We start from the raw sequence: 22,035 nt of genomic DNA, 5'->3' as shown, positions 1-22,035 counted from the left end.
CCTTCGGCTTACCACTCCCCACCATCCTCGGACGGGTGGAGCGTCAACGGCACCCGATCCGGGGCCGAGCATAATGACGTCGCGAAGCGTCGAAACGTCTGCGCCGTTCGAATCGAGCCGCTGGCGCGGCCCTTGTCAACGCTAGGTCCCGGATCACCTTCCACTGCGTTCCAGGCGTCCGGGAAAGGGCCGTGGCATCGAACGGAAACGGGTTCAGATCGCGGATTTGCCCGGATCCGGCTCGGCGGCGGCATCCTCCCGGATCGGGCCGCCGAAGAAGGTCGAGGGTTCGGAGCGCCATTGGCCGGTCTCCGGGTTCTCCGCCCGCCGGTGCGCCCAGAGCATCATCACGGCGACGAGGAGCCAGGAACACCCGATCCCGATGAAGAACGACATGCGACGTCACTCCCGTGCGGCCGATCCGCGATCCCGCCATGATAGGGGGCGCCCCGCGGCCGGCAAGGCTTGCCATTGCGCAGGTTCCCGAGAAGGCTCGCACCGGCGCGAAACCTGCCTCCGGCCGGAGGGCCCGACGCGCGACGATCGGCCCGAACCGTTCCTGCCCTCGATCCCCGGTGACGCATGAAACACCTGAAATGGCTCGGCCTGCTGCCGTTCCTCGGCATGCTCGGGGGGCCGTTCGTGCTGAACCGCGTCGAGCCGATGGTGTTCGGCATGCCGCTGCTGCTGGCCTGGCTCGTCGGCTGCGTGGTCGCGAGCTCAGGCGTCATGGGCCTGATCTATCTCTGCGATCCGGCCCGCCGGGAGATCGAGCATTGAACGCCGCGCTGCCGATCATCGCGCTCGCCGTCGTCGTCATCCTCGGCCTCGGCCTGTGGGCGCGCTCCGGCCACGACATGGATCTCGAACAATGGACGGTGGGCGGGCGCGGCTTCGGAACGATGCTCGTGTTCCTGCTGATGGCAGGCGAGGTCTACACCACCTTCACCTTCCTCGGCGCCTCGGGCTGGGCCTACGGGAAGGGCGGGCCGACCTACTACATCCTCTGCTACCTCTGCCTGATCTACCTGATCTCGTATTGGCTGCTGCCGCCTGTCTGGCGCTACGCCAAGGCGCGCAAGCTTTTTTCGCAGCCGGATTTCTTCGCGGCGAAATACGACAGCCCGGCCCTCGGCATCCTCGTGGCTTTGGTCGGGATCGTGGCGCTGGTCCCCTACATGGTGTTGCAGCTGAAAGGCCTCGGCATCATCGTCGCGACCGCCTCGTACGGCGCGGTCTCGCCCACGGTCGCGATCTGGATCGGGGCCGGGACGGTGACGACCTACGTCATGGTGTCGGGCGTGCGCGGCTCCGCCTGGAACGCCGTCATCAAGGACGTGCTGATCCTGTCCGTGGTGGTCTTCCTCGGGCTCTACCTGCCTTGGCACTATTATGGCGGCATCGAGCCGATGTTCCGGGCGATCGACCAGGCCAAGCCGGGCTTCCTGGCGCTGCCGGAGCGGGGCCAGAGCGCCAGCTGGTTCGCCTCGACCACGCTGCTGACGGCGCTCGGCGGCTGGATGTTCCCGCACATCTTCGGCTCGGTCTACACGGCGCGCGAGGCCAACGTGTTTCGCCGCAACGCGGTGTTTCTGCCGCTCTACCAGCTGATGCTGCTGTTCGTGTTCTTCGCGGGTTTTGCGGCGGTGCTGCAGGTGCCCGGTTTGAAAGGGCCGGATGTCGACCTCGCGCTGTTCAAGCTCGCGATCGAGACGTTTCCGCCCTGGTTCGTCGGGGTGATCGGCGCGACCGGCGTGTTCACGGCCCTGGTGCCGGGCTCGATGATCCTGATCTCGGGCGCGACCCTCGTGGCGCACAACCTCTACCGGCCGCTGCGCCCCGCCGCGACGGATGCCTCCACCGGCCGGCTCGCCAAGCTGGTGGCGCCGGTCCTGGCGCTGGTCTGCGTCGGCTTCACCCTGCAGGGCGGCGAGACCATCGTGCAGCTGCTGCTGATGGGCTACGCCTTCGTCACGCAGCTGTTTCCCGCGCTGCTCGCGAGCCTGATGGCGCGCAATCCGCTGAGCAAGCAGGGGGCGGCGGCGGGAATCGTGGTGGGGGTCGGAACCGTGGCGGCGACCGCGCTCGGCGGTCACACGATGGCGACGCTGTTTCCAGGCCTGCCGGGGCCGGTTCAGGATCTCAACATCGGCATCGTCGCGCTGGCGCTGAACGTCGCCGTGGCGATGGTCGTCAGTCTTACGACGCGGCGGAGGGTTGCCGCCGCGCAGGCGCTCGCGAAGTGAGCGTCAGGCGGCGCGTGCTGCGGCGTGGTGGCGATAGAGGCCCCGGACGGCGGAGAACGGGAGCAGGAGGGCCTTCACCACGGCGGTGACGGCCAGGACGGCGAGAACCGGCAGGATCGCTACGCAGATTCCGATCACGGGCATCGCAAGCTCCATTTTTTCGCGGCGACGCCGTGGCGTTGCCTGGGGGTGACATACCGCGACGCAATCGCGGCAATACGAAGGACGGCTTCCGCATTCCTGCGGAATTCTACCGAGCCGGGAAATCCGATCCGGCTCCCGGCCCGGCTGCGGCGATCCGGCCGGCGCGCGGATGAGCTGCGTCGAAGGCGTTCATCAGGCGGTCGGCATCGACGCGGGTGTAGAGCTGGGTGGTCGAGAGCGACGCGTGGCCGAGCAGTTCCTGGATCGCCCGCAACTCGCCCTGGCGGGCAAGCAGATGCGTCGCGAAGGAGTGGCGCAGAGCATGCGGTGTCGCGCTGTCGGGCAGGCCGAGGGCGCCGCGCAGGGCCGCCATGGCGTATTGCACGACGCGCGGCGAGAGCGGCCCGCCCTTCACGCCGACGAAGAGCGGCCCGTCGGGAGCGAGGGGATGCGGGCAGGCGCCGAGATAGGCGGCGACGGCCTGGGAGACCGCCGGCAGCACCGGCACGGCGCGGGTCTTGCCGCCCTTGCCGAGGACGCGGACCTCGTCGATTCCCGGTTCCGGCGCGTCCTTGCGGGCGATGCCCAGCGCTTCCGAGATGCGCAGGCCCGAGCCGTAGAGCAGAGCGATCACCGCCGCGTCGCGGGCGAGCACCCAGGGCGCGCGGTCGCCGTCGGGGCGGCTCTCGGAGCGGGTGACGGCGATGGCGGACTCCATCGAGAGCGGCCGCGGCAGGCGGCGCTCGACCTTGGGCGAGCGCACCGCGCCGAGCGCCGCGACGCCGCCATGGCCCTCGCGTTCGAGATGGCGGGCGAAGGAGCGGATGCCGGCCAGCACCCGCATCAGCGAGCGCCCGGTCAGGCCGTCGGCACGCCGCGCTGCCATGAAGCCGCGCACGTCGCGGGGTTTCAGGGCGACGAGTCTCGGAATCGTCGGCGTGCCGGTGCGGCGGTCGAGATGGCTCAGGAACTGGTGCAGGTCGCGGGCATAGGCCTCGCAGGTGTTGGCGGCCATCCGCCGCTCGCGGGCGAGGCCGTCGATCCAGGCCTCGGCCGTGGCGCGGAGCAACGCGTCGCCGGCAAACGACACACGGTCGCGGTCGTCGGCGGGATCGTCCGAGGGGGAGGGGAGGGCTGCCATCGCTGGCGCCCATCAGGGGACGTTATGGTTGAGGAGGCGTTAACGCCGGGCCGGTCGTAGGCGCCCACGAAAAAGCGCGCCCGAGGGGCGCGCTTGAGTTTCGATCGGTGGGACACTTCCTGGGAAGAAGTGTCGGGATCATAACCAAGCGCTGCCGACGCTCAAAGCGTATTCATTGTGCAGCTTGGGCCGAACGGCGGCAACTTGCCGCCGACGGCAGGCGCCGTCGTCAGAATCCGATCCGCTCGATGATCTTCCGGGCCTCGGTCGCGCTGATCGGCATACTGAAGATGCGCCCCTGGACCTCGGTGCAGCCTTCGCCGGTCAGGTGGGCGAGCTGATCCTCGGTCTCGACGCCTTCGGCGATGGTCGGGATGCCGAAGCTCGTGCCGAGCCCCAGGATCGCGCTGACGATGGCGCTGCAGTCGCGGTTGCTGGTGACGTCCTCGATGAAGGAGCGGTCGATCTTGAGCTTGTCGAACTGGAACATCCGTAGATAGCTCAGGCTCGAATAGCCCGTGCCGAAATCGTCCATCGAGATGCGGACGCCCAGGGCACGAAGCTGGTTCAGCGTGTCGATGTTCTTGTCGGTCTTCTGCAGGAGGACCGATTCCGTGATCTCGATCTCGAGGCGCTCCGCCGGCAGGCCCGAATACGCCAGCGCGCTGATCACGGACGGCACGAGGCTGCCGCGCATGAACTGCACCGACGAGACGTTGACCGCGATCGTGAGCGCCGCCGGCCAGCCCACCGCCTCGCGGCAGGCCTCGCGCAGCACCCATTCGCCGATCGGAACGATCAGGCCGATCTCCTCCGCGAGCGGGATGAACTCGGCCGGCGAGACCATGCCGCGGGTCGGGTGGCGCCAGCGGATCAGCGCCTCGAAGCCGCAGACCTTGCGGGAACTGAGCGAGATCTGCGGCTGGTAGAAGACCTCGAACTGGCCGAGCCCCTGAGCGTTGCGCAGGTCGAGCTCCAGCGAGCGCCGGGCTTGGACATGGGCATCCATGGCCGGGTCGAAGATCCGGAAAGTGCCGCGGCCCTCGATCTTGGCGCGGTACATCGCGAGGTCGGCCGCCTTCAGCAGCTCTTCCGGGTCGTCGCCTGTGCCGGAGCCGATCACGATGCCGACGCTGGCGCCGATGGTGGTGAGGTGGCCGTGCACCTGTCGCTCGCGGCTCGCGATCTCGATCAGCCGGGTGGCGAGCGCGATGGCGCCCTCCGGCTGCTTGTTGCCGACCTGCAGGATGGCGAACTCGTCGCCGCCGAGCCGGGCGATCCGGTCCGAGCGCTCCATGACGGCCCGGAAATCCTCGCCCACCGCCTGCAGCAGCATGTCGCCGATCGAGTGGCCGAGGGTATCGTTGACGCCCTTGAAGCCGTCGAGGTCGACGAACAGGATCGCGACGCACTGGCCGGGCTCGTTGCCGGTCTCCGCGATGCCGCTCACCAGCTCGTCGCGGAACTGGCGGCGGTTGGGCAGCCCGGTCAGCGGATCGTGGAAGGCGAGGAAGCGCGAGCGGGCTTCCGATTGCTGGCGCTGGACGATCTCGCCCTGGAGCTGCTGGTTGATCTCGACGAGTTCGCGGGTCCGCTCCTCGACGCGCTGTTCGAGCTGGTCGTTGACCTGGCGGAGTTCCCTGGCGGCCGAGGCGATCTTCTCCTCCGCGCGCTTGCGGTCGACCTGGGCGTTCACCCGGGCCAGCGCCACCTCGAAGTCGACCGGCTTCGTGACGTAGTCGTTGGCCTCGAGGTTCAGCGCCTCGACGACGTTCTCGGACTCGGCCTTGGCCGTCACCATGATGACGGGGAGCTGCAGCGGGGTGTAGCGCGCCCGGATCGCCTTCAGCACGGCGATGCCGTCGATGTCCGGCATCATCACGTCGAGCAGGATGACGTCGTAGCTGTGCCGCTCGATCATCTCGAGGGCGCGGGCGCCGCCGTCGGCCTCTGCGACCTCGAAGCCACGGCGGCTGAACCGGCGCAGCAGGATCGTGCGGTTGTCGGCGATGTCGTCGACGATGAGCAGGCGCGCCGCCTTCTGCCGCTCGGCGACCGGGGCGTCTGCCTGCGCCGGAGCCGTCCGGTCGATCGCCAGGTTGTCGCGAAAGTTCATGAGAACTGGACCCCGAAATCGGCAGGCAGGTCGGCACGCGAGAAGGTGTGGTCGGGTCGTGAGGTTGCGTCGGCCAACGGCTCGGCGACTTCGGCCGGAATGCAGAAGCTGAACACCGAGCCGCGATCGATCTCGCTGGTGACGCCGATGCTGCCGCCCATCAGGGTGCAGAGCTTCTGGCTGAGCGCGAGGCCGAGGCCGGTTCCGCCATAGTGCTGGGCCGTCGCCGCCGAGACCTGGCGGAAGTTCTGGAAGAGCCGGCCGATATCGCCCTGCGAGATGCCGATGCCGGTGTCGCGCACCCGCACGTCGAGCCAGGTGCCGGTCGGCTTGCGGTCCATCCGCACCGAGAGCGTGACGTTGCCGTTCTTCGTGAACTTGGCGGCGTTGCTGAGCAGGTTGACCAGGATCTGGCGCAGCTTGGTCTGGTCGGTCCGCATCGTTCCGAGGGCGGTGAGGTGCTGGACGGTGAGGGCGTTGCCGTTGCCGTCGGCGAGCGGCTTCACCGTGGCCACGACCTGGTCCAGCAGGCGGGCGAGATCGAAGGTCTCGACGTTCAGCTCGATCGTCTCCGCCTCGATCTTCGAGAGGTCGAGCACGTCGACCACCAGCGAGAGCAGGTGTCGGCCGGCGGCGTTGATGCTGCGCACGTCCTTCTGCTTGGTCGCGTCGCTGCCCGGCGGGATGTTCTCCAGGATCAGCTCGCTGTAGCCGATCACGGCGTTGAGCGGGGTGCGCAGCTCGTGGCTCATCTTGGCGAGGAACACCGACTTCGCCCGGTTGGCCGCCTCGGCGAGTTCCTTGACGACTTGGAGCTGCTCGTTCGCCGCAAGATAGCGCTCGGTCTCCTGCTCGATCTGCGAGCGCATCGACATGACATGCGAGTAGTAGATCGCCATCCAGGACATGTAGAGCGTCGCCGAGACGATCGAGACCCAACTCACGATCGCCAGATCGGCCACCGGCACGATCTGCGGGAAGCCGTTGCTGAGATAGGCGACGAAGAACACAGTCACGTTGAGCGCGAACAGCCCGACGATCAGCAACTGCTGTTCGGAGAAGTAGAAGAACCCGAGCAGCAGGGCGATGATCAGCCACGGCAGGCAAGGCGAAGTCGCGCCGCCGTAATAGTAGGTTCCGAACAGTGCCGTGAAGGCCAGGAGCTCGACGGACAGAAACGCCGCGAGCTTGATGTTCTGCGTGTACTTGAGGACGAAGGGCAGCGTCCAGAACAGGCACACGCAGGCGATGACGGTGTAGCAGGGGAATCCGGGGTCGGGGTCGGTGCGATACAGGAACACGCACATCGACTGCGACATCAGCGGCCCCAACACGTGCGTCAGCACGAAATTGCGCGCGACGGACAGGTCGGAGCGTTCGAGATGGGCGGACTGGGGAATGAACCAATCGACGATATGCTCAAGGCTGTGTCGCATCGTCGCGGTCCGGCTTTCGTGGCCGCTCAAGTATGAGTTCAGACGTTAATTTTCAGTATATCGCCGCTCTTGTGCAGATAAATCGAGCGGTTAATTTGCGGTAAAACATAGATCAAACATATCCGAGACGTTAAGCATTCGAAGATATTGTGTGTTGCATGAATCCTCCGGCTGCGGTTGTGCGGATCGTCGTTCGGTCCGGCAGCAGGTCTGTCGGAGGCTCGGGAAGACATCCATGCCGCGGAACCTGAAGCTCGAGACCTTCGACCGGTTCGTCGACTGGTTCCTCCATCCGAGCATGGTCGACGACAAGTCGACGCGGAAGCAGGCGCGGCTCTTCCTCTTGAGCCACATCCTCGGCCCGTTCCTCGGCAACGGCGTCGCCCTCGTCCTTCTTCTCGCCGATCCCGCGCCGGGCTTCGAGATCGGCGTGATGTTTCTCGCGATCAGCGGTTTCTGGGCGTTCCCCTTCCTGCTGCGCTGCTGCGGACGGCTCGAACTGCTGGCGCTGATCTCGATCCAGAACCTGACCTTCGCGGTGCTCTGGACGACGTATTTCTACGGCGGCGCCACCTCGCCGTTCCTGGCCTGGATGATCACGATCCCGCTGCTGGCCTTCTTCTATGTCGGCGATTCCCGCTCGATGCGGCTCGCCATCGTGGTGCTGCTCGCCGTCAACGCCGCCGGCTTCTATGCGCTCTACCACCTGTTCGAGGCGCCGGCGCACGGCCTCTCGGCGGTCGCCATGCAGCGCCTCGGTCTGCTCTCGACGGCGGCGATCGCGGCCTACGTGACGATGATGGCGCTCTACTACGCCAAGGCGCTCGCCTCCCAAGCCGAACTCGAAACGGTGATGCGCAGCCACAAGGCCACGGCCTCCGCCCTGAAGCAGGCCGCGCTCCAGTCCGAGCGCGCCAGCGCCGCCAAGGTCGAGTTCGTCGCCAAGATGAGCCACGAGCTGCGCACGCCGCTCAACGCCATCATCGGCTATTCCCAGATGCTTCTGGAAGAGGCCGAGGGGTGTGAAGAGGACGAGGATTTCGTCGACCTGCAGCGCATCCAGAGCGCCGGCCAGCACCTGCTCAAGCTCGTCAACCAGATCCTCGAACTCGCCAAGATCGATGCCGGCCGCATGGAGGTCTTCAACGAGACCTTGTCCATCGCCGAGATCGTCGAGGACCTCGCCCGCGACCTGCGCGCCGGCGCGGCGGAGCGCGGCAACCTGCTGACGGTCTCCCTCGATCCGGAGATCGGCGCGATCACCGGCGACCGCATGAAGATCGAGAGCGCGCTCTCCCAGATCCTGCACAACGCGATCAAGTACACGGAGAACGGGACCATCACGGTCACCGGCGCGCGCGTCACCGGCCTGCACGGCGAGGCCTTCCGGATCACGGTCGAGGATACCGGCATCGGCATCGCAGCCGAACACCTGCCGAGCCTGTTCGAACAATTCGCCGTCAACGACGAGCAGACCGCGACGAAGTACGGCGGCACCGGCCTCGGGCTGGCGCTGGCGCGCAAGCTCTGCCGGCTGATGCAGGGCGACATCGCCGTGGAGACCGAACTCGGCCGCGGCAGCCGCTTCATCCTGACCTTTCCCGCGAAGCCGCCGGCCGGGGCTGTTGCGACCCCGTCCGTGCTCTCGGCGCTGCCGGGGCCGACGCAGGATCTGGGCTACCCGCAGGCGGTCGCGGCCTGAGATCCGAGACCAAGGACCATGAAGAAAATCCTGATCGTCGAAGACAACCCGATGAACAGCGACATGCTGTCCCGGCGCCTCGTGCGGCAGGGCTTCGTCGCGGTGATCGCGGAGGATGGGCCGATGGGCGTCGCGATGGCCGTCTCCGAGGCGCCCGACCTGATCCTGATGGACGTGGCCCTCGGCGACATGGACGGCTGGGAAGCCACAACCGCGATCCGGGCCGATCGGCGCAGCGCGCATATCCCGGTGATCGCGCTGACGGCGCATGCGCTGTCGAGCGACCGAGCCCGCAGCATCGAGGTCGGCTGCTGCGATTTCGACACCAAGCCTGTCGACATGCCGCGGCTGCTGGCCAAGATCGCGAAGTGCCTGGTGACGGCCTGAGGTCGTCCCGCGTCAGAGATCGCCGAGAGAGAGCTGGCCCTGCCGCTCCGGCTTTTTCGGCCGCGTAGGCTGCTTCTGCGCCACGGCGCCGACCCGCTTCGCGCGCGGCTTCGGCTCTCCGCGCAGCCGGGCCTTGGCCTTGTCGCGGGCGACGGCCTCCGGCGCCGCCGGATCGTCGCTCAGCCATTTGCCGTGCTTGATCACCTCGTTGACCCGGCCCTGGTTCACGCCGACCTTGAAGGCGATCTCCTGCTGGGTCATGCCCGTCGAGCCGTGCAGTTCGAGGATCGCGCGGGCGAGTTCCGGCGTCATCTTCTGACCCGTCAGGCGCCGCGCCGGGCGGACGGTGCGGGTGGCACGGTCGCGGTCGCGCAGGCGCTGCAGGATGGCGAGCGCCATGTTCATGCCCTGCTCGCGCAGGGCGTCCTCGAATTCCTTCAGGGTCGCCATGGATGGCTCCTTGCGCCGTTAAGACCCGACGCCTTCCGACAAACGGTCCGGCACCCCCACGGGTTGCCCGTCGCGATGCCGCAACGGGCAAGTCTGAAACTCGCGTGACGCCCCGCGCAACGCCGCGATCGCGTCATCCACCGGGTTTCGGGTCGCCTGCGCGCAAACGACGCCGGCTTGGCACCCGATCGCCGCCTCGGCTACACACCCTGGCTTTCCCGCGCGAGGTCTCCCGTCATGATCAGCCCGATCCTCCCCGTCGCCAGCGGCGGCGCGGCGCCCGGCGGTAGCCTCGTCGATGCGCTGGAGAGCGGTTCGGTCCTCGTCTTCCGCGATCGCGAGTTCCCGTTCAGCCCTTTCGAGCAGCGCTTCCTCGAGCGCCCCTTCGCCGACGGCAAGGCCAAGAACGTCAGCATCCGCGGCGCCGACGCCGCGTTGAAGGGCGGGGCCGGGACGGAGGAGGAGCAGGACGCGCTCCGCCAGCTTCTGGTTCGCTACCGCGCCTTCGCCAAGGCGCTGATCGACGAGCATCTCCCGGCCTACAGCGCGACCGTCTCGCTCGCCGGAACCTCGTACCGGCCGTTCGACGTCGACAAGCGCAAGCTGAGCTGGCGCCGCGACGACACCCGCATGCATGTCGACGCCTTCCCGTCCAATCCGCTGGGCGAGAAGCGCATCCTCCGGATCTTCCGCAACATCAACGCCAACGGCGAGCCGCGGCTCTGGCGGGTGGGCGAGGATTTCGGCGCGATGGCCGAGAAATTCCTGCCGAAGCTGCCGGGCTATTCCGGCTTCAAGGCCAGCGCCTTGGCCGCGCTCAAGATCACCAAGGCCAAGCGCACCGAGTACGACCACCTGATGCTGCAGCTGCACGACGCCCTCAAGCAGGACCTCGACTACCAGGCCAAGGCTCCGCAGGCGGACGTGCAGTTCAAACCCGGCGAGACCTGGGTGACGTTTTCGGACCTCGTCATGCACGGCGCCATGGGCGGCAAGTACATGCTGGAACAGACCGCCTACCTCGCGGTCGCCGACCAGGCCGACCCGGAGAAGAGCCCGCAGCGGATCTTGGCGCGGAAGTTGGGGCGGGCGCTGAGGCACTGACCAACACGAACGTATCGGTTGGCGGTACGTTATTCTTGACACGAACGTATCTTTGAGCGATACGATAGCGTGACAACGGGGCTTCGTGATCCTCAGCTTCGCAGACCATAGGACGCGGGCCGTGTTTGAGGGCCCAGCATCCGAAAGGGTTTCCGGCTGTCATTCTCAAGGTTGCGCGCCGCAAGCTCGAATATCTCGATGCGGCGACCTCCCTTGACGCTCTCAGGGCGCCGCCGGGGAACAGATTGCACCCGTTGACTGGGGACCGTGCTGGCCAGCATGCGGTCTGGATCAACGATCAGTTTCGGCTCTGTTTCCCATGGACGGCAAACGGACCTGAAGAGGTGGAGATTATCGATTACCACTAGGGCAGCGCCCGACTCTCATGGAGACCCGGTGATGGCTATCGAACTAGAAACGACTGCGATCCTGCCGCCGATGCACCCCGGCGAAGTCCTTCGCGAAGACTTCATGGTGCCGCTCGGGCTCAGCGCCTACGCAGTCGCCAAGGCCTGTGGCGTTCCGCGCACCCGGATCGAGCGCATCGCCCGCGAGGAGATGGGCATCACGGCCGACACGGCGCTCCGGCTCGGCCGCTATTTCGGCATGGATGCCCAGGTCTGGATCAATCTCCAGGGGCGCTACGATATCCTGACCGCCCGCAACGCGATCGGCGAAGATGTGGAACGCATTGCGCCGCTGGTCAGAGCGGCCGCGTAATCAGGCGGCTTCGCCTTCCGTGAACTCCCGCCACAACAAGATCAGCGCCGCCATCACCGCCGGCCCGACGAACAAGCCGAGCAGCCCGAAGGTCTCGACGCCACCGAGGATGCCGAGCAGCACCCAGAGGAAGGGCAGCCGCGTGGTGCCGCCGATCAGCGCCGGCCGCACGAAATGGTCGGCGATGAAGGTGACGACGAAGCCCGAGGCGACGACGACGACCGCCGGAACGACGTTGCCGTCGCCGACGAGCAGCAGCGCGGCGAGGCCGAAGGCCAGCGGTGCGCCGAAGGGGATCATCGCGGCGACTGCCGTCGCCGCGCCGAACAGCACCGGATGCGGCACGCCCGCGAACCAGTAGACGATGCCGAGCAGGATGCCCTCGCCGATGCCGACGAGGACGAGTCCGTCGACGGTGCCATGCACCGAGGCCACCATCTGCCGCGCCACCCGCTCGCCGCGCGGGCCGAACAGGCGCTGGCTCGCCGTGAGACATTGCCCGACCACGGTCTTGCCGTCGCGGAACAGGAAGAACAGCGTCAGCAGGGCGAATCCGAACAGCACGATCCGGTGCACGACGTTGGCGCCGACGGTCTTGGTGAGATCGCGGTTGGAGGCGGTGTTGACGTGTTCCAGCGCCTCCTTGGCCCAGCCGGCATGGGCGAGGTTGGCGTTCCACCAATCTGTGACCGCCTGTACGCCGAAGGGCAGCCGGGCGACGATGGCGGGGACCGGCAGGCCGGATTGCTCGGCCGTCTTGGCGTAATCGAGAAGGTCGTGCGCCTCCCGCGCGGCCTCGACGGCCAGCAGCACCACCGGCGCCAGGAAGGCCAGCGCCACCAGCGCGGTGAACAGGCCCGGCCAGAGGATGTTGTGCCGGCCCGGCGGGAACCGGCGCTCGGCCTTGCCGAAGAGCGGCCAGAGCGCGATGGCGAGCACCACGGCCCAGACCAGCGCGCGCAGGAAGTCGGACAGGATGTAGAGCCCGAGGGCGAGCAGGGCCGCCGCCAGCGCCAGACGCGCGACGCCCTGCGCCCGCCCGCGCGACGGGTCGGCGGTGAAGGGCCGTTTTTCGGAGTCGTTGATCGCCGGCATCGTCCGCTCCGTTCCGCGCCCCGTTCAGCCGGGAGCCCAGCCGCATCTATGCCCGGTACGACCGCGACGGAATAAGCGCCGGCAGGAAACGTGTGCGCGGGGTTCGGAGCCGGGTGTCTTCACGCATGCCCGCGCCCCGCGCCTTCGGCAAGGTTGCCCGGGCTCTACTGCTTCGTGTAAGGGGTCGCCTTCCTTGCCAGGGCCACCGGGAACCGGCGAAGATCCCGTCGAGACGGGTCGAGACACGAGAAAGCGGCGAGCCACGCATGTCCACCGAGTCCGCCACCGGCACGACCGCCACCTTCGACCGCGTCGCCGACATCATCGCCGACACCGCCGACATCCCGCGCGAGAAGATCACGCCCGAGAGCCACGCGATCGACGATCTCGGCATCGATTCCCTCGCCTTCCTCGATATTGCCTTCGCGGTCGACAAGGCGTTCGGCATCAAGCTGCCGCTCGAGCGTTGGACCCAGGAGGTCAACGAGGGCAAGGTGCCGGCCGAGGAATACTTCGTGCTGAAGAACCTTTGCGCGCGCATCGATGCGCTCGTCGCCGAGAAGGCCGCCAAAGTCTGAACCGATAGAGCCCGGAACCCATGCGGCTCGAATATTTCGAGATGATCGATCAAGTGGTGCGGCTCGACCGCGCCGTTGGACGCATCGAATGCGTCGCCCACGTGCCGGAGGCGAGCCCCGTCTTCGAGGGGCACTTTCCCGGCCACCCGCTGGTGCCCGGCGTGTTGCTCACCGAGACCATGGCGCAGGCCTCGGGTTATCTCGTCCTCGCCCATCTCGACTTCGCGCAGATGCCGTTCCTGATGGGCGTCGACAAGGCGCGCTTCCGCTCCTTCGTCGGCCCCGGCGCGCGGCTCGAGATCACGGCCAGCCTGGAGCATGACGGTTCGGGCTACGCGGTGACCAAGGCCGCCATCCGCCACGAAGGCAAGGCGCTCTGCGACGCCGAACTGCGCTTCCGCACCATGCCGTTCCCGGACGGCCTCGACGCGCCGATGCGCGAGCGGGCCCAGAAGATCGGGCTGATCGTCGGAGCCGGAGCGTGAGCGCGCGCAAGGTCGTCGTCACCGGCATCGGCGTCGTCTCCTGCGCCGGCGAGGGCATCGCGGCGCATCTCGCCGCCTATGAGGCCGGCGAGGCGCCGCGGACCGATTCCGAGACCTTCGCGCCCTATCCGGTCCATCCGGTGGTGCCGCTGACCCTCGACACGCAAATTCCCAAAAAATCCGACCAGCGCCAGATGGAGCCGTGGCAGCGCCTCGGCGTCTACGCCGCCGGCCTCGCCCTCGATTCCGCCGGCCTCAAGGAGGACGCCGCCCGCAAGGCCGCGCTCCACCTCATCGTCGCCTCCGGTGGCGGCGAACGCGACTATGCCGTCGACGGCGCGATCCTCACCGGGCTGCGCGATGCCGCCGATCCCGGCGCCTATCTCAACGAGCACTTGCAGAACGACCTGCGGCCGACGCTCTTCCTGGCGCAGCTCTCGAACCTGCTCGCCGGCAACATCGCCATCGTGCACGGCGTCACCGGCGCCTCGCGCACCTTCATGGGCGAGGAATCGGCCGGGGTCGACGCCCTGCGGATCGCGCAGGCGCGGATCGCCTCGGGCCAACTCGACGCGATGCTAGTCGGCGGCTCCTACAACGCCGAGCGGGCCGACGTGCTCCTCGTCCACGAGATGGGCGGCTTCCTCCACAAGCCCGACTATCGTCCGGTGTTCTCGCGCGGCGGTGCGGAGAACGGCGGCTTCATCCTCGGCAGCGGCGCGGCCTTCCTTCTGCTGGAATCGGCCGAGCATGCGGCGACCCGTGGCGCAAAACCCTTCGCCGTGATCGACGCCGTCGCCAACGATCGCGTGCGCCGCAAGCCCGGCGCCGTCGCCGAGACCCTGCCGCGCCTGCTGCGCGAGGCGGGAATCGAGAACCCCGACGTGATCCTGTCCGGCGCCACCGGCGTCGCTAGCCTCGCCGAGGAGGAGGCGCAGGCCTTGAAATCCGCGCTGCCCGGCACCCGCATCCGCGCTACCGGCGACGTGGTCGGCCATCCCATCGAGGCGGTGCCGCCTTTCGGCGCGGCCATCGCCGCCGCGCTCTGCGCGGCCGGCAAGGCGCGCGAGGTTGCGATCACCTCCGTCGGCCACCGCAGCGGCGAGGGCGTCATCCGGATCGTCGCCGCCTGATCGTGCACGCTGGAAAAACTTGCGTTAAGGCGATGGCATGAGTGCATCTTCCACCCGCGACGCCAGAGGCCGCCCGCTCGTCGCCGTGACCGGGCTCGGGATCGTGACCTCGCTTGGGCACGGCGCGACCGACACCTGGGAGGCCCTGACGGCGGGGCGCTCCGGCATCCGCACGATCTCGCGCTTCCCCATCGACGGCCTGCGCACCTCCATCGCCGGTACGGTCGACGCCTTCGAGACCGATCCGCTCTGCGCGCCGCTGCTCTCGGAGCGCTTCGCCGAAGTTGCCGCCGAGGAGGCCGTGACCCAGGCCGGCATCGGCGCGAGTTTTCCCGGCGCCCTGTTCATCGCGGTGCCGCCGGTCGAGCTCGAATGGCCGCAGCGGCAGGCGCTGGCCCAGGCCTCCGGCGAGAACGGCGACATCACCTATCGCAGCCTGCTCAAGGCCGCCGCCGGCCGGCGCTTCGACGCCTGGCACGACCTCTTCATCTTCGGCACTGTTGCCGACCGCATCGCCGACCGCTTCGGCACCAAGGGCTCGCCGATCTCGCTCTCCACCGCCTGCTCGTCCGGCGCCACCGCAATCCAGCTCGGCGTCGAGGCGATCCGGCGCGGCGAGATGACGGCCGCGCTCTGCATCGGCACGGATGGCTCGGTGAACCCGGAATCGCTGATCCGGTTCTCGCTGCTCTCGGCCCTCTCGACCCAGAACGAGAACCCGGAGACGGCCTCGAAGCCGTTCTCCAAGAACCGCGACGGCTTCGTGATGGGGGAGGGCGCTGCCGCCCTCGTGCTCGAAGACGCCGAGGCTGCCCGCGCCCGCGGCGCCAAAATTCTCGGCTACGTGCTCGGCTGCGGCGAGAAAGGCGACGGCTTCCACCGCACCCGCTCGAGCCCCAACGGCGAACCCGTGATCGCGGCGATCCGCGCGGCCCTCGACGATGCCGGCGTCGGCCCCGACAGCATCGACACCATCAACGCCCACGGCACCTCGACGCCGGAGAACGACAAGATGGAGGCGTTCGGCTGCGCCGCCGTGTTCGGCGAGCGCATCGCATCGCTTCCGATCTCCTCCAACAAGTCGATGATCGGCCACACCCTGACGGCGGCCGGCGCCATCGAGGCGGTGGTCTCGCTGCTGACCATCCAGCACGGGCGGATCCCGCCGACGATCAACCACCGCGTGCCCGACCCGTCCCTGACGCTCGATGTGGTCTCCACGGCGCGGGACGCCAAGGTATCGCGGGTGCTCTCGAACTCGTTCGGGTTCGGCGGGCAGAACACCTGCCTCGTGCTCGGGGACGAGCCGGCATGACCGAACCGAAACAGGTTCTCGTCGTCGGCGGGTCCGGCGGGCTCGGTACGGCGATGGTGCGCATGCTCGCGGCGGCGGGGCACAGTGTGAGCTTCACCTATCGCTCGAAGCCGGAAGAGGCGGAGGCGCTCGCCACCGAACTCGGCGCGGCCCATCCTGATGCCAGCTTCGCGGCCCACCGCCTCGACCTCGCCGACCGTGACGCAGTCGAGGCCTTCTGCGAGTCGATAGAGGACGAAGGCTTCTACGGCTACGTCCACAATGCCGGCCAGTCCGCCGACGCCCTCGCCGTGATGCTCGACCGCGACCGGTCCGATCTCGCCATGCAGGTGAACTTCTGGTCGCTGACCCGGATCGCCAAGGTGCTGGTGCGCGGCATGATCCGCGCCCGCTCCGGCCGCATCGTCGCGGTGGGCTCGGTGGCGGCGCTCCGGGGAAACACCGGCAACGCGGCCTATGCCGCCACCAAGGGGGCGATGATCGCCTATTGCCGCACGCTTGCCGTCGAATCGGCCAAGCGCGGCGTCACGGTCAACGTGCTCGCCCCCGGCTTCATCGACACCGGCATGATGGCCTCCTACGCCGCCTATCGCGACACGATGGAGAAGCAGATCCCGGCCGGCCGCTTCGCGAAGCCCGACGAGGTCGCGGCGTTGGCGGCCTTCCTGATGAGCGAACCCGCCGCCTACATCACCGGTGCGGTGCTGCCCGTCGACGGCGGTCTGACGGCGATGATGGGCGTGCACCGCTGATCGTCTTTTCGCGATCTTGTCCTTGAAGGGCTAACGGGTCGGCCTGCCGATCCTGCAACCGCTCCCCGGCGAGTTGCATTGCCCAGGACAGCGATCGCAAGACACGGCACACAACTCGCTTGAGACCGGGGCCGCACGCAGAGGGGCGCAGCAATGTCGGACAAGCTCGTGAAGACGGTGATCGGAGCCCTCGTCGCCGTGGGTCTCGCCATCGCGGTGTCCTACGGCCTCATCAGCCAGCAGACCGCGGACCAGGTCCAGAACCAGGCGAACCAGACGTTGTCGGACGACAAGACCGCGCAGTCTCCGGCGCCTCAGCAGCCGGCCCCCACGCCGCAGAACCCCGCTGCGCAAACGCCGGCTCCCGCTCCGACGGAATCCGCTCCGCAGAATCCTGCGCCGCGTCTGTGACTGCAGCGGCCACCCCGTCCTGCCGAGCGAAGTCGGACCCGACCCATGCATCGCCGTTACCTCCTCGCCGCCGCGGCTCTCCTCGCGGGCGCGTTCCCGGCCCTGGCCGCGCCCGAACCGTTCCGGGTCGAGGGGCTGCCGCGCGGTGGCTTCCTGACGATTCGCGAGGCGCCCGATGCGGATTCGGCAGCGGTCGAGACCGTCCCCGTCGGCCGCCGGCTCCTCGGCTTCGGCTGCACCAACGAGACGCCGAGTGGCAACACCTGGTGCCGCGTGAAATTCGGCCGCAGCGTCGGCTGGGCGCGGCGGCGGTATCTGACGCCGGATTGATCGCATACTCTGCCGTGTTGAATCGTGCAGCTCTGGAAACCTCCCCCATCATTCCGGGGCCGCGCAGCGGAACCCGGAACCCACGACTGGCCACAGCGTGTCGCGTGGGTTCCGGGTTCTCGCCTTTGGCGAGCCCTGGAATCACGGCGGAAAGCTCTCGATCCGCTGACGCGCACGTGCCAAGGACACCCGATGCAAGCCCTCCAACTCTTCGGCGACCGTGACCTGCGCCTGATCGACGTCGAAGCGCCGCCCGCGCCAGGCCCCGGCGAGGTCCAAGTGCGCGTGCGCGCCGTCGGCCTGAACTTCATCGACGTCTGGGGCTTTCGCGGCATGGCCTTCGCCAAGCGCAAGCTGCCGCTGACCGTCGGCGCGGAGGGCGCCGGCGAGGTGGCCGCCATCGGCGAGGGCGTCGAGGGCTTGAGCATCGGCGATCCGGTGGCGCTCTACGGCGCGGTGACCTGCGGAAAGTGCAAGGCCTGCCAACAAGGCCGCGACAACCTCTGCGAGGATGTCGGCGGGGTTTTCGGATTTCACATCGACGGGTTTTCGCGCGAACTGATCAACATGCCCGCCCGGCTCTGCGTGAAGGTGCCGGCCGGCGTCGACCACGTTCAGGCGGCCTGCGCCGGCATCGCCTTCGGCACCGTGCAGCATATGCTGTTCGACAATGCCAAGCTCGAACCCGGCGAAAGCATCCTGGTCCATGCCGGCGGCTCCGGGATCGGCACGACGGCGATCAAGATGGCCAAGGCCATCGGCTGCACCGTCTACACGACGGTGGGCGACGACGCGAAGGGCGAGAAGGCCAAGGCGCTCGGTGCCGACTTCGTCGTCAACTACCGCGAGGAACGCTTCGAGGGCGAAGTCCGGCGGCTGACGAAGCGCAAGGGCGTCGACGTCGTGTTCGAGCATGTCGGGGCCGAGACCTGGAACGGCTCGCTGCTCTGCCTCAAGCGCGGCGGGCGGCTCGTGACCTGTGGCTCGACCTCCGGCCCGTCGGCGACGATCAACCTGATGCAGCTCTTCCAGCAGCAATACCGCATCACCGGCTCGTTCGGCTGCCGCATCGAGAATATCCGCGACTCGCTTGCCAAGATGGCGGACGGGCTGACGCCGGTCGTCGACACGGTGCTGCCGCTCGCAGACTTCGCGCAGGGCCTCGAACGCCTGGAATCGCGAAAGGTGTTCGGGAAGATCATCGTCACGTTGTGAAAGATTGCTTGGGCCGGCACCTCAGGTGTAAGGCCTGACCGCGTTCCCAACCTCCGTGAAACCCATGAGCCGCCCGTGCTGCGCCTTGCGCTGATCCTGCAGCGCCATCTGCCCCGCATGGCCGGGCTCGCGACGATTCCGCTGATCCGTGGCCTTTTCCTGATCGCGCGGGCGCTCGGTCCCGATCGCGCGAGCAACACCGGCGCCTGGATCACGCGAAAAGTCGGCCCCTGGCTGCCCTCGCACAAGATCGCGGTGGCCAACATCCGCGCCGCCTTCCCCGATCTCGATGAGGCCGGTGTGCAGCGCATCGCCCGCGAGGCCTGGGACAATCTCGGCCGCACGGGGGCCGAATACGCCCATCTCGACACGCTGTTCGACTTCGATCCGGACGGACCGGAGAAGCGGGTGGCGGTGCAGGGCATCGACCAGTTCATCGCCGTGCGCGACGACGGCAAGCCGGGCCTGCTGTTCTCGGCCCATCTCGCCAACTGGGAGCTGCCCGCGATCTGCGCGGCGAAATTCGACCTCGAAACCACCGCCGTGTTCCGGCCGCCGAACAACGCAGCTGCAGCGCAACTCGTCGGCGAAGTCCGCCGCAAGACCATGGGCGGCCTCGCGGCCTCGCAGCCCGGCGCCGTCTTCGCGATGCAGGGGGTGATCGAGCGCGGCGGCCATCTCGGCCAGCTCATCGACCAGCATTTCACCCGCGGCGTGGTGGTGGAGTTCTTCGGGCGCCCCGTGCTGGCGAACCCGCTGCTCGGCAAGCTCGTGCGCCACCACGAATGCCCGGTTCACGGCGCCCGCGTGGTGCGCCGGCCCGGCGGCAAGTTCACCCTCGAACTCACCCCGGCCCTCGACCTGCCGCGCGACGCCTCGGGACAGATCGACGTCCAGGGCGCGATGCAGGCGATGACACGTGTCGTCGAGGCTTGGGTGCGCGAGAACCCAGGCCAATGGCTCTGGATGCACCGGCGCTGGCGGCCGAACATGCTGCCGAAGCCGAAGCCGGCAGCTCCGGGCATCGCTCCGGCCGCAGCCGTACAGGTGGCTCAGGCCGAACCCTGATCCGTCAGGTCATCGAGGAACGTGATGATCGGCGGTTCCGCCAGCCACGTCTCGTAAAGGCGATAGACCGCGCGGGTGTAGTCCTGCGCATGGTGTGTCTCGAAGGCCGCCGCGTCCCGCCAACGCTCGTAGAGGAACAGGCGCGGCGAGCCGTCGGCCGCCCTATGAACCAGGAAGGTCTCGCATCCGGGCTCCGCCAGCGTCTGCGGGACGATCCCGAGGACGGCAGCGCATGCCGCGTCCATGTGCTCCGGCTTCACATGGACTTCGGCGACGGCGACGTAGCTCATGCGATCGGCTCCTGAAGGTGGCTTGGGCGCGTCTCAGGCCCATTCACCCTTGCGCATCACCGGGATCGCCGTCCCGTCGGCTGCGAGGCCGTCGACGTCGATCTCGGCAGAGCCGATCATCCAGTCGATGTGGATCAGGCTGCGGTTGGCCCCGCGTGCCGCGAGGTCGTCCTCGCTCAAGCCCTCGCCGCCGTTGCGAAAACACTTCGAGTAGGCCTGACCGAGGGCGATGTGGCTCGCGGCGTTCTCGTCGTAGAGCGTGTTGTAGAACAGCAGGCCCGAGGCCGAGATCGCCGAGGAGGCCGGCACCAGCGCGACCTCACCGAGGCGCGCGGCGCCTTCGTCCGTATCGAGCACGCGCGCCAGAACGTCGTTGCCGGTCCGCGCGCTCGCCTCGACGATGCGGCCTTCCTTGAAGGTCACGCGGATCCCGTCGATCAGAGTCCCTTGATAGGACAAGGGCTTGGTGCTCGTGACGTGGCCCTCGACCCGCGCTTTGTGCGGCGTGGTGAAGACCTCTTCCGTCGGGATGTTGGCGTTGCAGACGATGCCGTTCTTGGCCGTCGTCGCGCCGCCGCACCATTCGTGATCGTCGGCGAGGCCCACCGTCAGGTCGGTGCCGGGGCCACGGAAGCGGAGTGCCGCGAAGCGGTGGCCGTTGAGCCATTCGGTGCGGCTGCGGAGATGGGCGTTATGGGCTTCCCATGCGGCGACCGCGTCGGGTCCGTCGACACGAGACGCCGAAAAAATCGCGTCCCAGAGTTTCACGAGCGCCTCGTCCTCGGGCAAATCCGAAAAAACCGTGCGCGCCCAGGGGAGCGTGGCGGCCGAGACGATGGTCCAGTTGGTGGAAAAACCCGCGATCAGCTCCAGGGCCGGGAGGTAGGCCTTCGAGCGCGCCCGGTTGGCGCGCGAAACCTTGTCGGGATCCTGGCCGGTGAGGAGGGAGGGGTCGTCGCCGGAGATGGCAAGGCGGGCGGCGCCATTGCGGTAGGCGTCGGCCATGCCGTTGAAGAGCCAGCCGGCGGCCGTGTCGAAGGCCTCGGTGTTGGCGTGGCTGAACCTGGCGAGCGTCGCGACGTCGTCCGTGTAGAGCGTGGTGACCAGCGAAGCGCCGGCCTTGTAGGCCTGCGCGGTGATCGCCCTGGCCAGCCCGACCGATTCGAGCGGCGCGGTGAGGATCAGCTCCTGCCCCGGCCGCAATCCGAGCCCGACCTTGACGGCAACCTCGGCTAGTCTGTCGAGGCGCTCGGAGAAGCTCGGGGCGGCACCCTGCGCCCCGTGAACGGCCACGGTCATGTCGTATCCTTCACCCGGTCGAGGGCCTCAAGATCGGGCGAGGGCGGCGCGGTTCAAGCCGCGCGCGACCAAGTGATGTCGCCGAGGTTCTCGCGGAAGGCGAAGCGCAGCAGGTGGTCGGAGACGACGTTCTCGAGCCGGGTCAGGCCGGACGCGTCGGGCGTGGCGACCTTCATCACGAGGGCGTCGGCGCTCGCCTCGAAGGTGCAGATGCGGTCTTCACCGAAGGGCACCACACCGTGGTCGCTGGTCGTCTCGACGGGGAACTTGTGGCTCCAGTGCCGGCAGAGCTGCGTGAGGTAGCGGCTCGCTTCGGAGGTCGGCACTCGTGCCTGTGAGGTCGGCATCGAAATGGTTCCTTCTTCGCGTGGTGCGGTTCAATGTTCGGAGCGGATATGGGTACGGAACGCAGTGTCCGGCATGTCAGTCGAGCCGGGCGACATTGCGGCGCACCCTGAGGCGCGCAGCGAAGATTGTGGATCGGCGACCGATCACGTTTCCGGCACTCGCCAGATCTCGGCGGCGAGAGCGGTCGCACCCCATCGTTACCGAAGGCGGTGCCGAAACCGTTAAGCTTCTGTCATCCATCGCCTCGACCTCGGGGTCCGGGGAAGGCTG

25 protein-coding genes and 1 pseudogene are annotated in these 22,035 nt (G+C 68.0%); 16 read left to right on the top strand and 10 right to left on the bottom strand.

Features of this window, described 5'->3' with window-relative positions; translation table 11 throughout:
- Positions 1 to 213 precede the first annotated feature (213 nt).
- Complete coding sequence (locus tag FV217_RS06975) at positions 214 to 396, bottom strand: hypothetical protein (RefSeq protein ID WP_147816341.1); 183 nt, start codon at positions 394 to 396, stop codon at positions 214 to 216.
- A gap of 186 nt (positions 397 to 582) precedes the next feature.
- On the opposite strand from FV217_RS06975, the gene FV217_RS06970 reads away from it, so the two are divergent.
- Both FV217_RS06970 and FV217_RS06965 read left to right on the top strand, forming a co-directional pair.
- Positions 583 to 780 carry a DUF3311 domain-containing protein gene (locus FV217_RS06970; protein ID WP_147816340.1) on the top strand — a complete coding sequence of 66 codons (198 nt, stop codon included), beginning with the start codon at positions 583 to 585 and terminating at the stop codon, positions 778 to 780.
- A complete protein-coding gene (locus FV217_RS06965) occupies positions 777 to 2,246 on the top strand; it encodes a sodium:solute symporter (protein WP_147816339.1) in 1,470 nt (489 codons plus the stop codon). The genes FV217_RS06970 and FV217_RS06965 overlap by 4 nt, the downstream gene beginning before the upstream one ends.
- Positions 2,247 to 2,249: 3 nt before the next feature.
- Here FV217_RS06965 and FV217_RS22745 read toward each other — a convergent pair whose 3' ends face one another.
- The 4 genes from FV217_RS22745 to FV217_RS06950 all read right to left on the bottom strand — a co-directional run bounded on the left by FV217_RS22745 (position 2,250) and on the right by FV217_RS06950 (position 7,083).
- Entirely contained in the window at positions 2,250 to 2,390 is a 141-nt protein-coding gene (locus FV217_RS22745; RefSeq protein WP_187272459.1) for a hypothetical protein, read from the bottom strand.
- A gap of 106 nt (positions 2,391 to 2,496) precedes the next feature.
- On the bottom strand, positions 2,497 to 3,531 hold the full coding sequence (locus FV217_RS06960) for a tyrosine recombinase XerC (RefSeq protein WP_147816338.1): 1,035 nt from the start codon (positions 3,529 to 3,531) through the stop codon (positions 2,497 to 2,499).
- Between the two features lie 229 nt (positions 3,532 to 3,760).
- Positions 3,761 to 5,647, bottom strand: a complete 1,887-nt coding sequence (locus tag FV217_RS06955) for an EAL domain-containing protein (protein WP_147816337.1) — start codon at positions 5,645 to 5,647, stop codon at positions 3,761 to 3,763.
- Positions 5,644 to 7,083, bottom strand: a complete 1,440-nt coding sequence (locus FV217_RS06950) for an ATP-binding protein (protein WP_147816336.1) — start codon at positions 7,081 to 7,083, stop codon at positions 5,644 to 5,646. Before FV217_RS06950 ends, FV217_RS06955 begins: the two co-directional genes overlap by 4 nt.
- Positions 7,084 to 7,318: 235 nt before the next feature.
- Between FV217_RS06950 and FV217_RS06945 the strand changes: the two genes are divergently transcribed.
- Positions 7,319 to 8,785, top strand: a complete 1,467-nt coding sequence (locus FV217_RS06945; RefSeq protein ID WP_147816335.1) for a HAMP domain-containing sensor histidine kinase — start codon at positions 7,319 to 7,321, stop codon at positions 8,783 to 8,785.
- Between the two features lie 18 nt (positions 8,786 to 8,803).
- Positions 8,804 to 9,172 carry a response regulator gene (locus FV217_RS06940; RefSeq protein WP_147816334.1) on the top strand — a complete coding sequence of 123 codons (369 nt, stop codon included), beginning with the start codon at positions 8,804 to 8,806 and terminating at the stop codon, positions 9,170 to 9,172.
- A 12-nt stretch (positions 9,173 to 9,184) separates the two neighbouring features.
- On the opposite strand, the gene FV217_RS06935 is transcribed toward FV217_RS06940, so the two are convergent.
- The gene (locus FV217_RS06935) at positions 9,185 to 9,622 is read right to left on the bottom strand and encodes an RNA polymerase subunit sigma-70 (RefSeq protein WP_147816333.1); all 438 of its coding nucleotides are present in this window, start codon (positions 9,620 to 9,622) and stop codon (positions 9,185 to 9,187) included.
- Between the two features lie 237 nt (positions 9,623 to 9,859).
- On the opposite strand from FV217_RS06935, the gene FV217_RS06930 reads away from it, so the two are divergent.
- The 3 genes and pseudogenes from FV217_RS06930 (at position 9,860) to FV217_RS06920 (ending at position 11,446) form a co-directional block, all read left to right on the top strand.
- Positions 9,860 to 10,726, top strand: a complete 867-nt coding sequence (locus FV217_RS06930) for a Kdo hydroxylase family protein (RefSeq protein WP_147816332.1) — start codon at positions 9,860 to 9,862, stop codon at positions 10,724 to 10,726.
- A gap of 85 nt (positions 10,727 to 10,811) precedes the next feature.
- A pseudogene (locus FV217_RS06925) lies at positions 10,812 to 11,094 on the top strand (type II toxin-antitoxin system RelE/ParE family toxin).
- Positions 11,095 to 11,125: 31 nt separating this feature from the next.
- Positions 11,126 to 11,446, top strand: coding sequence for a HigA family addiction module antitoxin (locus FV217_RS06920; RefSeq protein WP_147816331.1), 321 nt, complete (start codon positions 11,126 to 11,128; stop codon positions 11,444 to 11,446).
- On the opposite strand, the gene FV217_RS06915 is transcribed toward FV217_RS06920, so the two are convergent.
- A complete protein-coding gene (locus FV217_RS06915) occupies positions 11,447 to 12,541 on the bottom strand; it encodes an AI-2E family transporter (protein ID WP_147816330.1) in 1,095 nt (364 codons plus the stop codon).
- 266 nt (positions 12,542 to 12,807) lie between these two features.
- On the opposite strand from FV217_RS06915, the gene FV217_RS06910 reads away from it, so the two are divergent.
- From FV217_RS06910 to FV217_RS06870, 9 genes are all read left to right on the top strand, one after another.
- Complete coding sequence (locus tag FV217_RS06910) at positions 12,808 to 13,119, top strand: acyl carrier protein (RefSeq protein ID WP_147076720.1); 312 nt, start codon at positions 12,808 to 12,810, stop codon at positions 13,117 to 13,119.
- Between the two features lie 20 nt (positions 13,120 to 13,139).
- A complete protein-coding gene (locus FV217_RS06905) occupies positions 13,140 to 13,604 on the top strand; it encodes a 3-hydroxyacyl-ACP dehydratase FabZ family protein (RefSeq protein WP_147816329.1) in 465 nt (154 codons plus the stop codon).
- A complete protein-coding gene (locus FV217_RS06900) occupies positions 13,601 to 14,737 on the top strand; it encodes a beta-ketoacyl-ACP synthase (protein ID WP_147816328.1) in 1,137 nt (378 codons plus the stop codon). Before FV217_RS06905 ends, FV217_RS06900 begins: the two co-directional genes overlap by 4 nt.
- A gap of 37 nt (positions 14,738 to 14,774) precedes the next feature.
- Entirely contained in the window at positions 14,775 to 16,052 is a 1,278-nt protein-coding gene (locus tag FV217_RS06895) for a beta-ketoacyl-ACP synthase (protein ID WP_147816327.1), read from the top strand.
- Positions 16,049 to 16,804, top strand: a complete 756-nt coding sequence (locus tag FV217_RS06890) for an SDR family NAD(P)-dependent oxidoreductase (RefSeq protein ID WP_147816326.1) — start codon at positions 16,049 to 16,051, stop codon at positions 16,802 to 16,804. The genes FV217_RS06895 and FV217_RS06890 overlap by 4 nt, the downstream gene beginning before the upstream one ends.
- Before the next feature lie 153 nt (positions 16,805 to 16,957).
- A complete protein-coding gene (locus tag FV217_RS06885) occupies positions 16,958 to 17,215 on the top strand; it encodes a hypothetical protein (RefSeq protein WP_147816324.1) in 258 nt (85 codons plus the stop codon).
- Between the two features lie 45 nt (positions 17,216 to 17,260).
- Positions 17,261 to 17,545 carry an SH3 domain-containing protein gene (locus FV217_RS06880; protein ID WP_147816322.1) on the top strand — a complete coding sequence of 95 codons (285 nt, stop codon included), beginning with the start codon at positions 17,261 to 17,263 and terminating at the stop codon, positions 17,543 to 17,545.
- Positions 17,546 to 17,737: 192 nt separating this feature from the next.
- The gene (locus tag FV217_RS06875; protein ID WP_147816320.1) at positions 17,738 to 18,760 is read left to right on the top strand and encodes a zinc-binding dehydrogenase; all 1,023 of its coding nucleotides are present in this window, start codon (positions 17,738 to 17,740) and stop codon (positions 18,758 to 18,760) included.
- Between the two features lie 75 nt (positions 18,761 to 18,835).
- Positions 18,836 to 19,828, top strand: a complete 993-nt coding sequence (locus FV217_RS06870) for a lipid A biosynthesis lauroyl acyltransferase (RefSeq protein WP_147816318.1) — start codon at positions 18,836 to 18,838, stop codon at positions 19,826 to 19,828.
- Here FV217_RS06870 and FV217_RS06865 read toward each other — a convergent pair.
- Genes FV217_RS06865 through FV217_RS06855 form a run of 3 tightly spaced genes read right to left on the bottom strand, consistent with a single transcriptional unit; the run spans position 19,813 to position 21,764 of the window.
- Complete coding sequence (locus FV217_RS06865; protein WP_147816316.1) at positions 19,813 to 20,118, bottom strand: putative quinol monooxygenase; 306 nt, start codon at positions 20,116 to 20,118, stop codon at positions 19,813 to 19,815. The genes FV217_RS06870 and FV217_RS06865 overlap by 16 nt on opposite strands.
- A gap of 33 nt (positions 20,119 to 20,151) precedes the next feature.
- Complete coding sequence (locus tag FV217_RS06860; protein ID WP_147816314.1) at positions 20,152 to 21,417, bottom strand: aminopeptidase; 1,266 nt, start codon at positions 21,415 to 21,417, stop codon at positions 20,152 to 20,154.
- Between the two features lie 53 nt (positions 21,418 to 21,470).
- Positions 21,471 to 21,764, bottom strand: coding sequence for a DUF2218 domain-containing protein (locus FV217_RS06855; RefSeq protein WP_147816312.1), 294 nt, complete (start codon positions 21,762 to 21,764; stop codon positions 21,471 to 21,473).
- Between the last annotated feature and the right edge of the window lie 271 nt (positions 21,765 to 22,035).

Source organism: Methylobacterium sp. WL9 (assembly GCF_008040035.1).
GTDB classification, from domain to species: Bacteria; Pseudomonadota; Alphaproteobacteria; order Rhizobiales; family Beijerinckiaceae; genus Methylobacterium; species Methylobacterium thuringiense.
This window is presented reverse-complemented; position numbering and strand designations above follow the sequence as displayed.

Coding starts and splice junctions, on each gene's coding strand:
- FV217_RS06975 (WP_147816341.1), bottom strand. CDS start 396: ATGTCGTTCTTCATCGGGATCGGGTGTTCCTGGCTCCTCGTCGCCGTG.
- FV217_RS06970 (WP_147816340.1), top strand. CDS start 583: ATGAAACACCTGAAATGGCTCGGCCTGCTGCCGTTCCTCGGCATGCTC.
- FV217_RS22745 (WP_187272459.1), bottom strand. CDS start 2,390: ATGCCCGTGATCGGAATCTGCGTAGCGATCCTGCCGGTTCTCGCCGTC.
- FV217_RS06960 (WP_147816338.1), bottom strand. CDS start 3,531: ATGGCAGCCCTCCCCTCCCCCTCGGACGATCCCGCCGACGACCGCGAC.
- FV217_RS06955 (WP_147816337.1), bottom strand. CDS start 5,647: ATGAACTTTCGCGACAACCTGGCGATCGACCGGACGGCTCCGGCGCAG.
- FV217_RS06950 (WP_147816336.1), bottom strand. CDS start 7,083: ATGCGACACAGCCTTGAGCATATCGTCGATTGGTTCATTCCCCAGTCC.
- FV217_RS06945 (WP_147816335.1), top strand. CDS start 7,319: ATGCCGCGGAACCTGAAGCTCGAGACCTTCGACCGGTTCGTCGACTGG.
- FV217_RS06940 (WP_147816334.1), top strand. CDS start 8,804: ATGAAGAAAATCCTGATCGTCGAAGACAACCCGATGAACAGCGACATG.
- FV217_RS06935 (WP_147816333.1), bottom strand. CDS start 9,622: ATGGCGACCCTGAAGGAATTCGAGGACGCCCTGCGCGAGCAGGGCATG.
- FV217_RS06930 (WP_147816332.1), top strand. CDS start 9,860: ATGATCAGCCCGATCCTCCCCGTCGCCAGCGGCGGCGCGGCGCCCGGC.
- FV217_RS06920 (WP_147816331.1), top strand. CDS start 11,126: ATGGCTATCGAACTAGAAACGACTGCGATCCTGCCGCCGATGCACCCC.
- FV217_RS06915 (WP_147816330.1), bottom strand. CDS start 12,541: ATGCCGGCGATCAACGACTCCGAAAAACGGCCCTTCACCGCCGACCCG.
- FV217_RS06910 (WP_147076720.1), top strand. CDS start 12,808: ATGTCCACCGAGTCCGCCACCGGCACGACCGCCACCTTCGACCGCGTC.
- FV217_RS06905 (WP_147816329.1), top strand. CDS start 13,140: ATGCGGCTCGAATATTTCGAGATGATCGATCAAGTGGTGCGGCTCGAC.
- FV217_RS06895 (WP_147816327.1), top strand. CDS start 14,775: ATGAGTGCATCTTCCACCCGCGACGCCAGAGGCCGCCCGCTCGTCGCC.
- FV217_RS06890 (WP_147816326.1), top strand. CDS start 16,049: ATGACCGAACCGAAACAGGTTCTCGTCGTCGGCGGGTCCGGCGGGCTC.
- FV217_RS06885 (WP_147816324.1), top strand. CDS start 16,958: ATGTCGGACAAGCTCGTGAAGACGGTGATCGGAGCCCTCGTCGCCGTG.
- FV217_RS06880 (WP_147816322.1), top strand. CDS start 17,261: ATGCATCGCCGTTACCTCCTCGCCGCCGCGGCTCTCCTCGCGGGCGCG.
- FV217_RS06875 (WP_147816320.1), top strand. CDS start 17,738: ATGCAAGCCCTCCAACTCTTCGGCGACCGTGACCTGCGCCTGATCGAC.
- FV217_RS06865 (WP_147816316.1), bottom strand. CDS start 20,118: ATGAGCTACGTCGCCGTCGCCGAAGTCCATGTGAAGCCGGAGCACATG.
- FV217_RS06860 (WP_147816314.1), bottom strand. CDS start 21,417: ATGACCGTGGCCGTTCACGGGGCGCAGGGTGCCGCCCCGAGCTTCTCC.
- FV217_RS06855 (WP_147816312.1), bottom strand. CDS start 21,764: ATGCCGACCTCACAGGCACGAGTGCCGACCTCCGAAGCGAGCCGCTAC.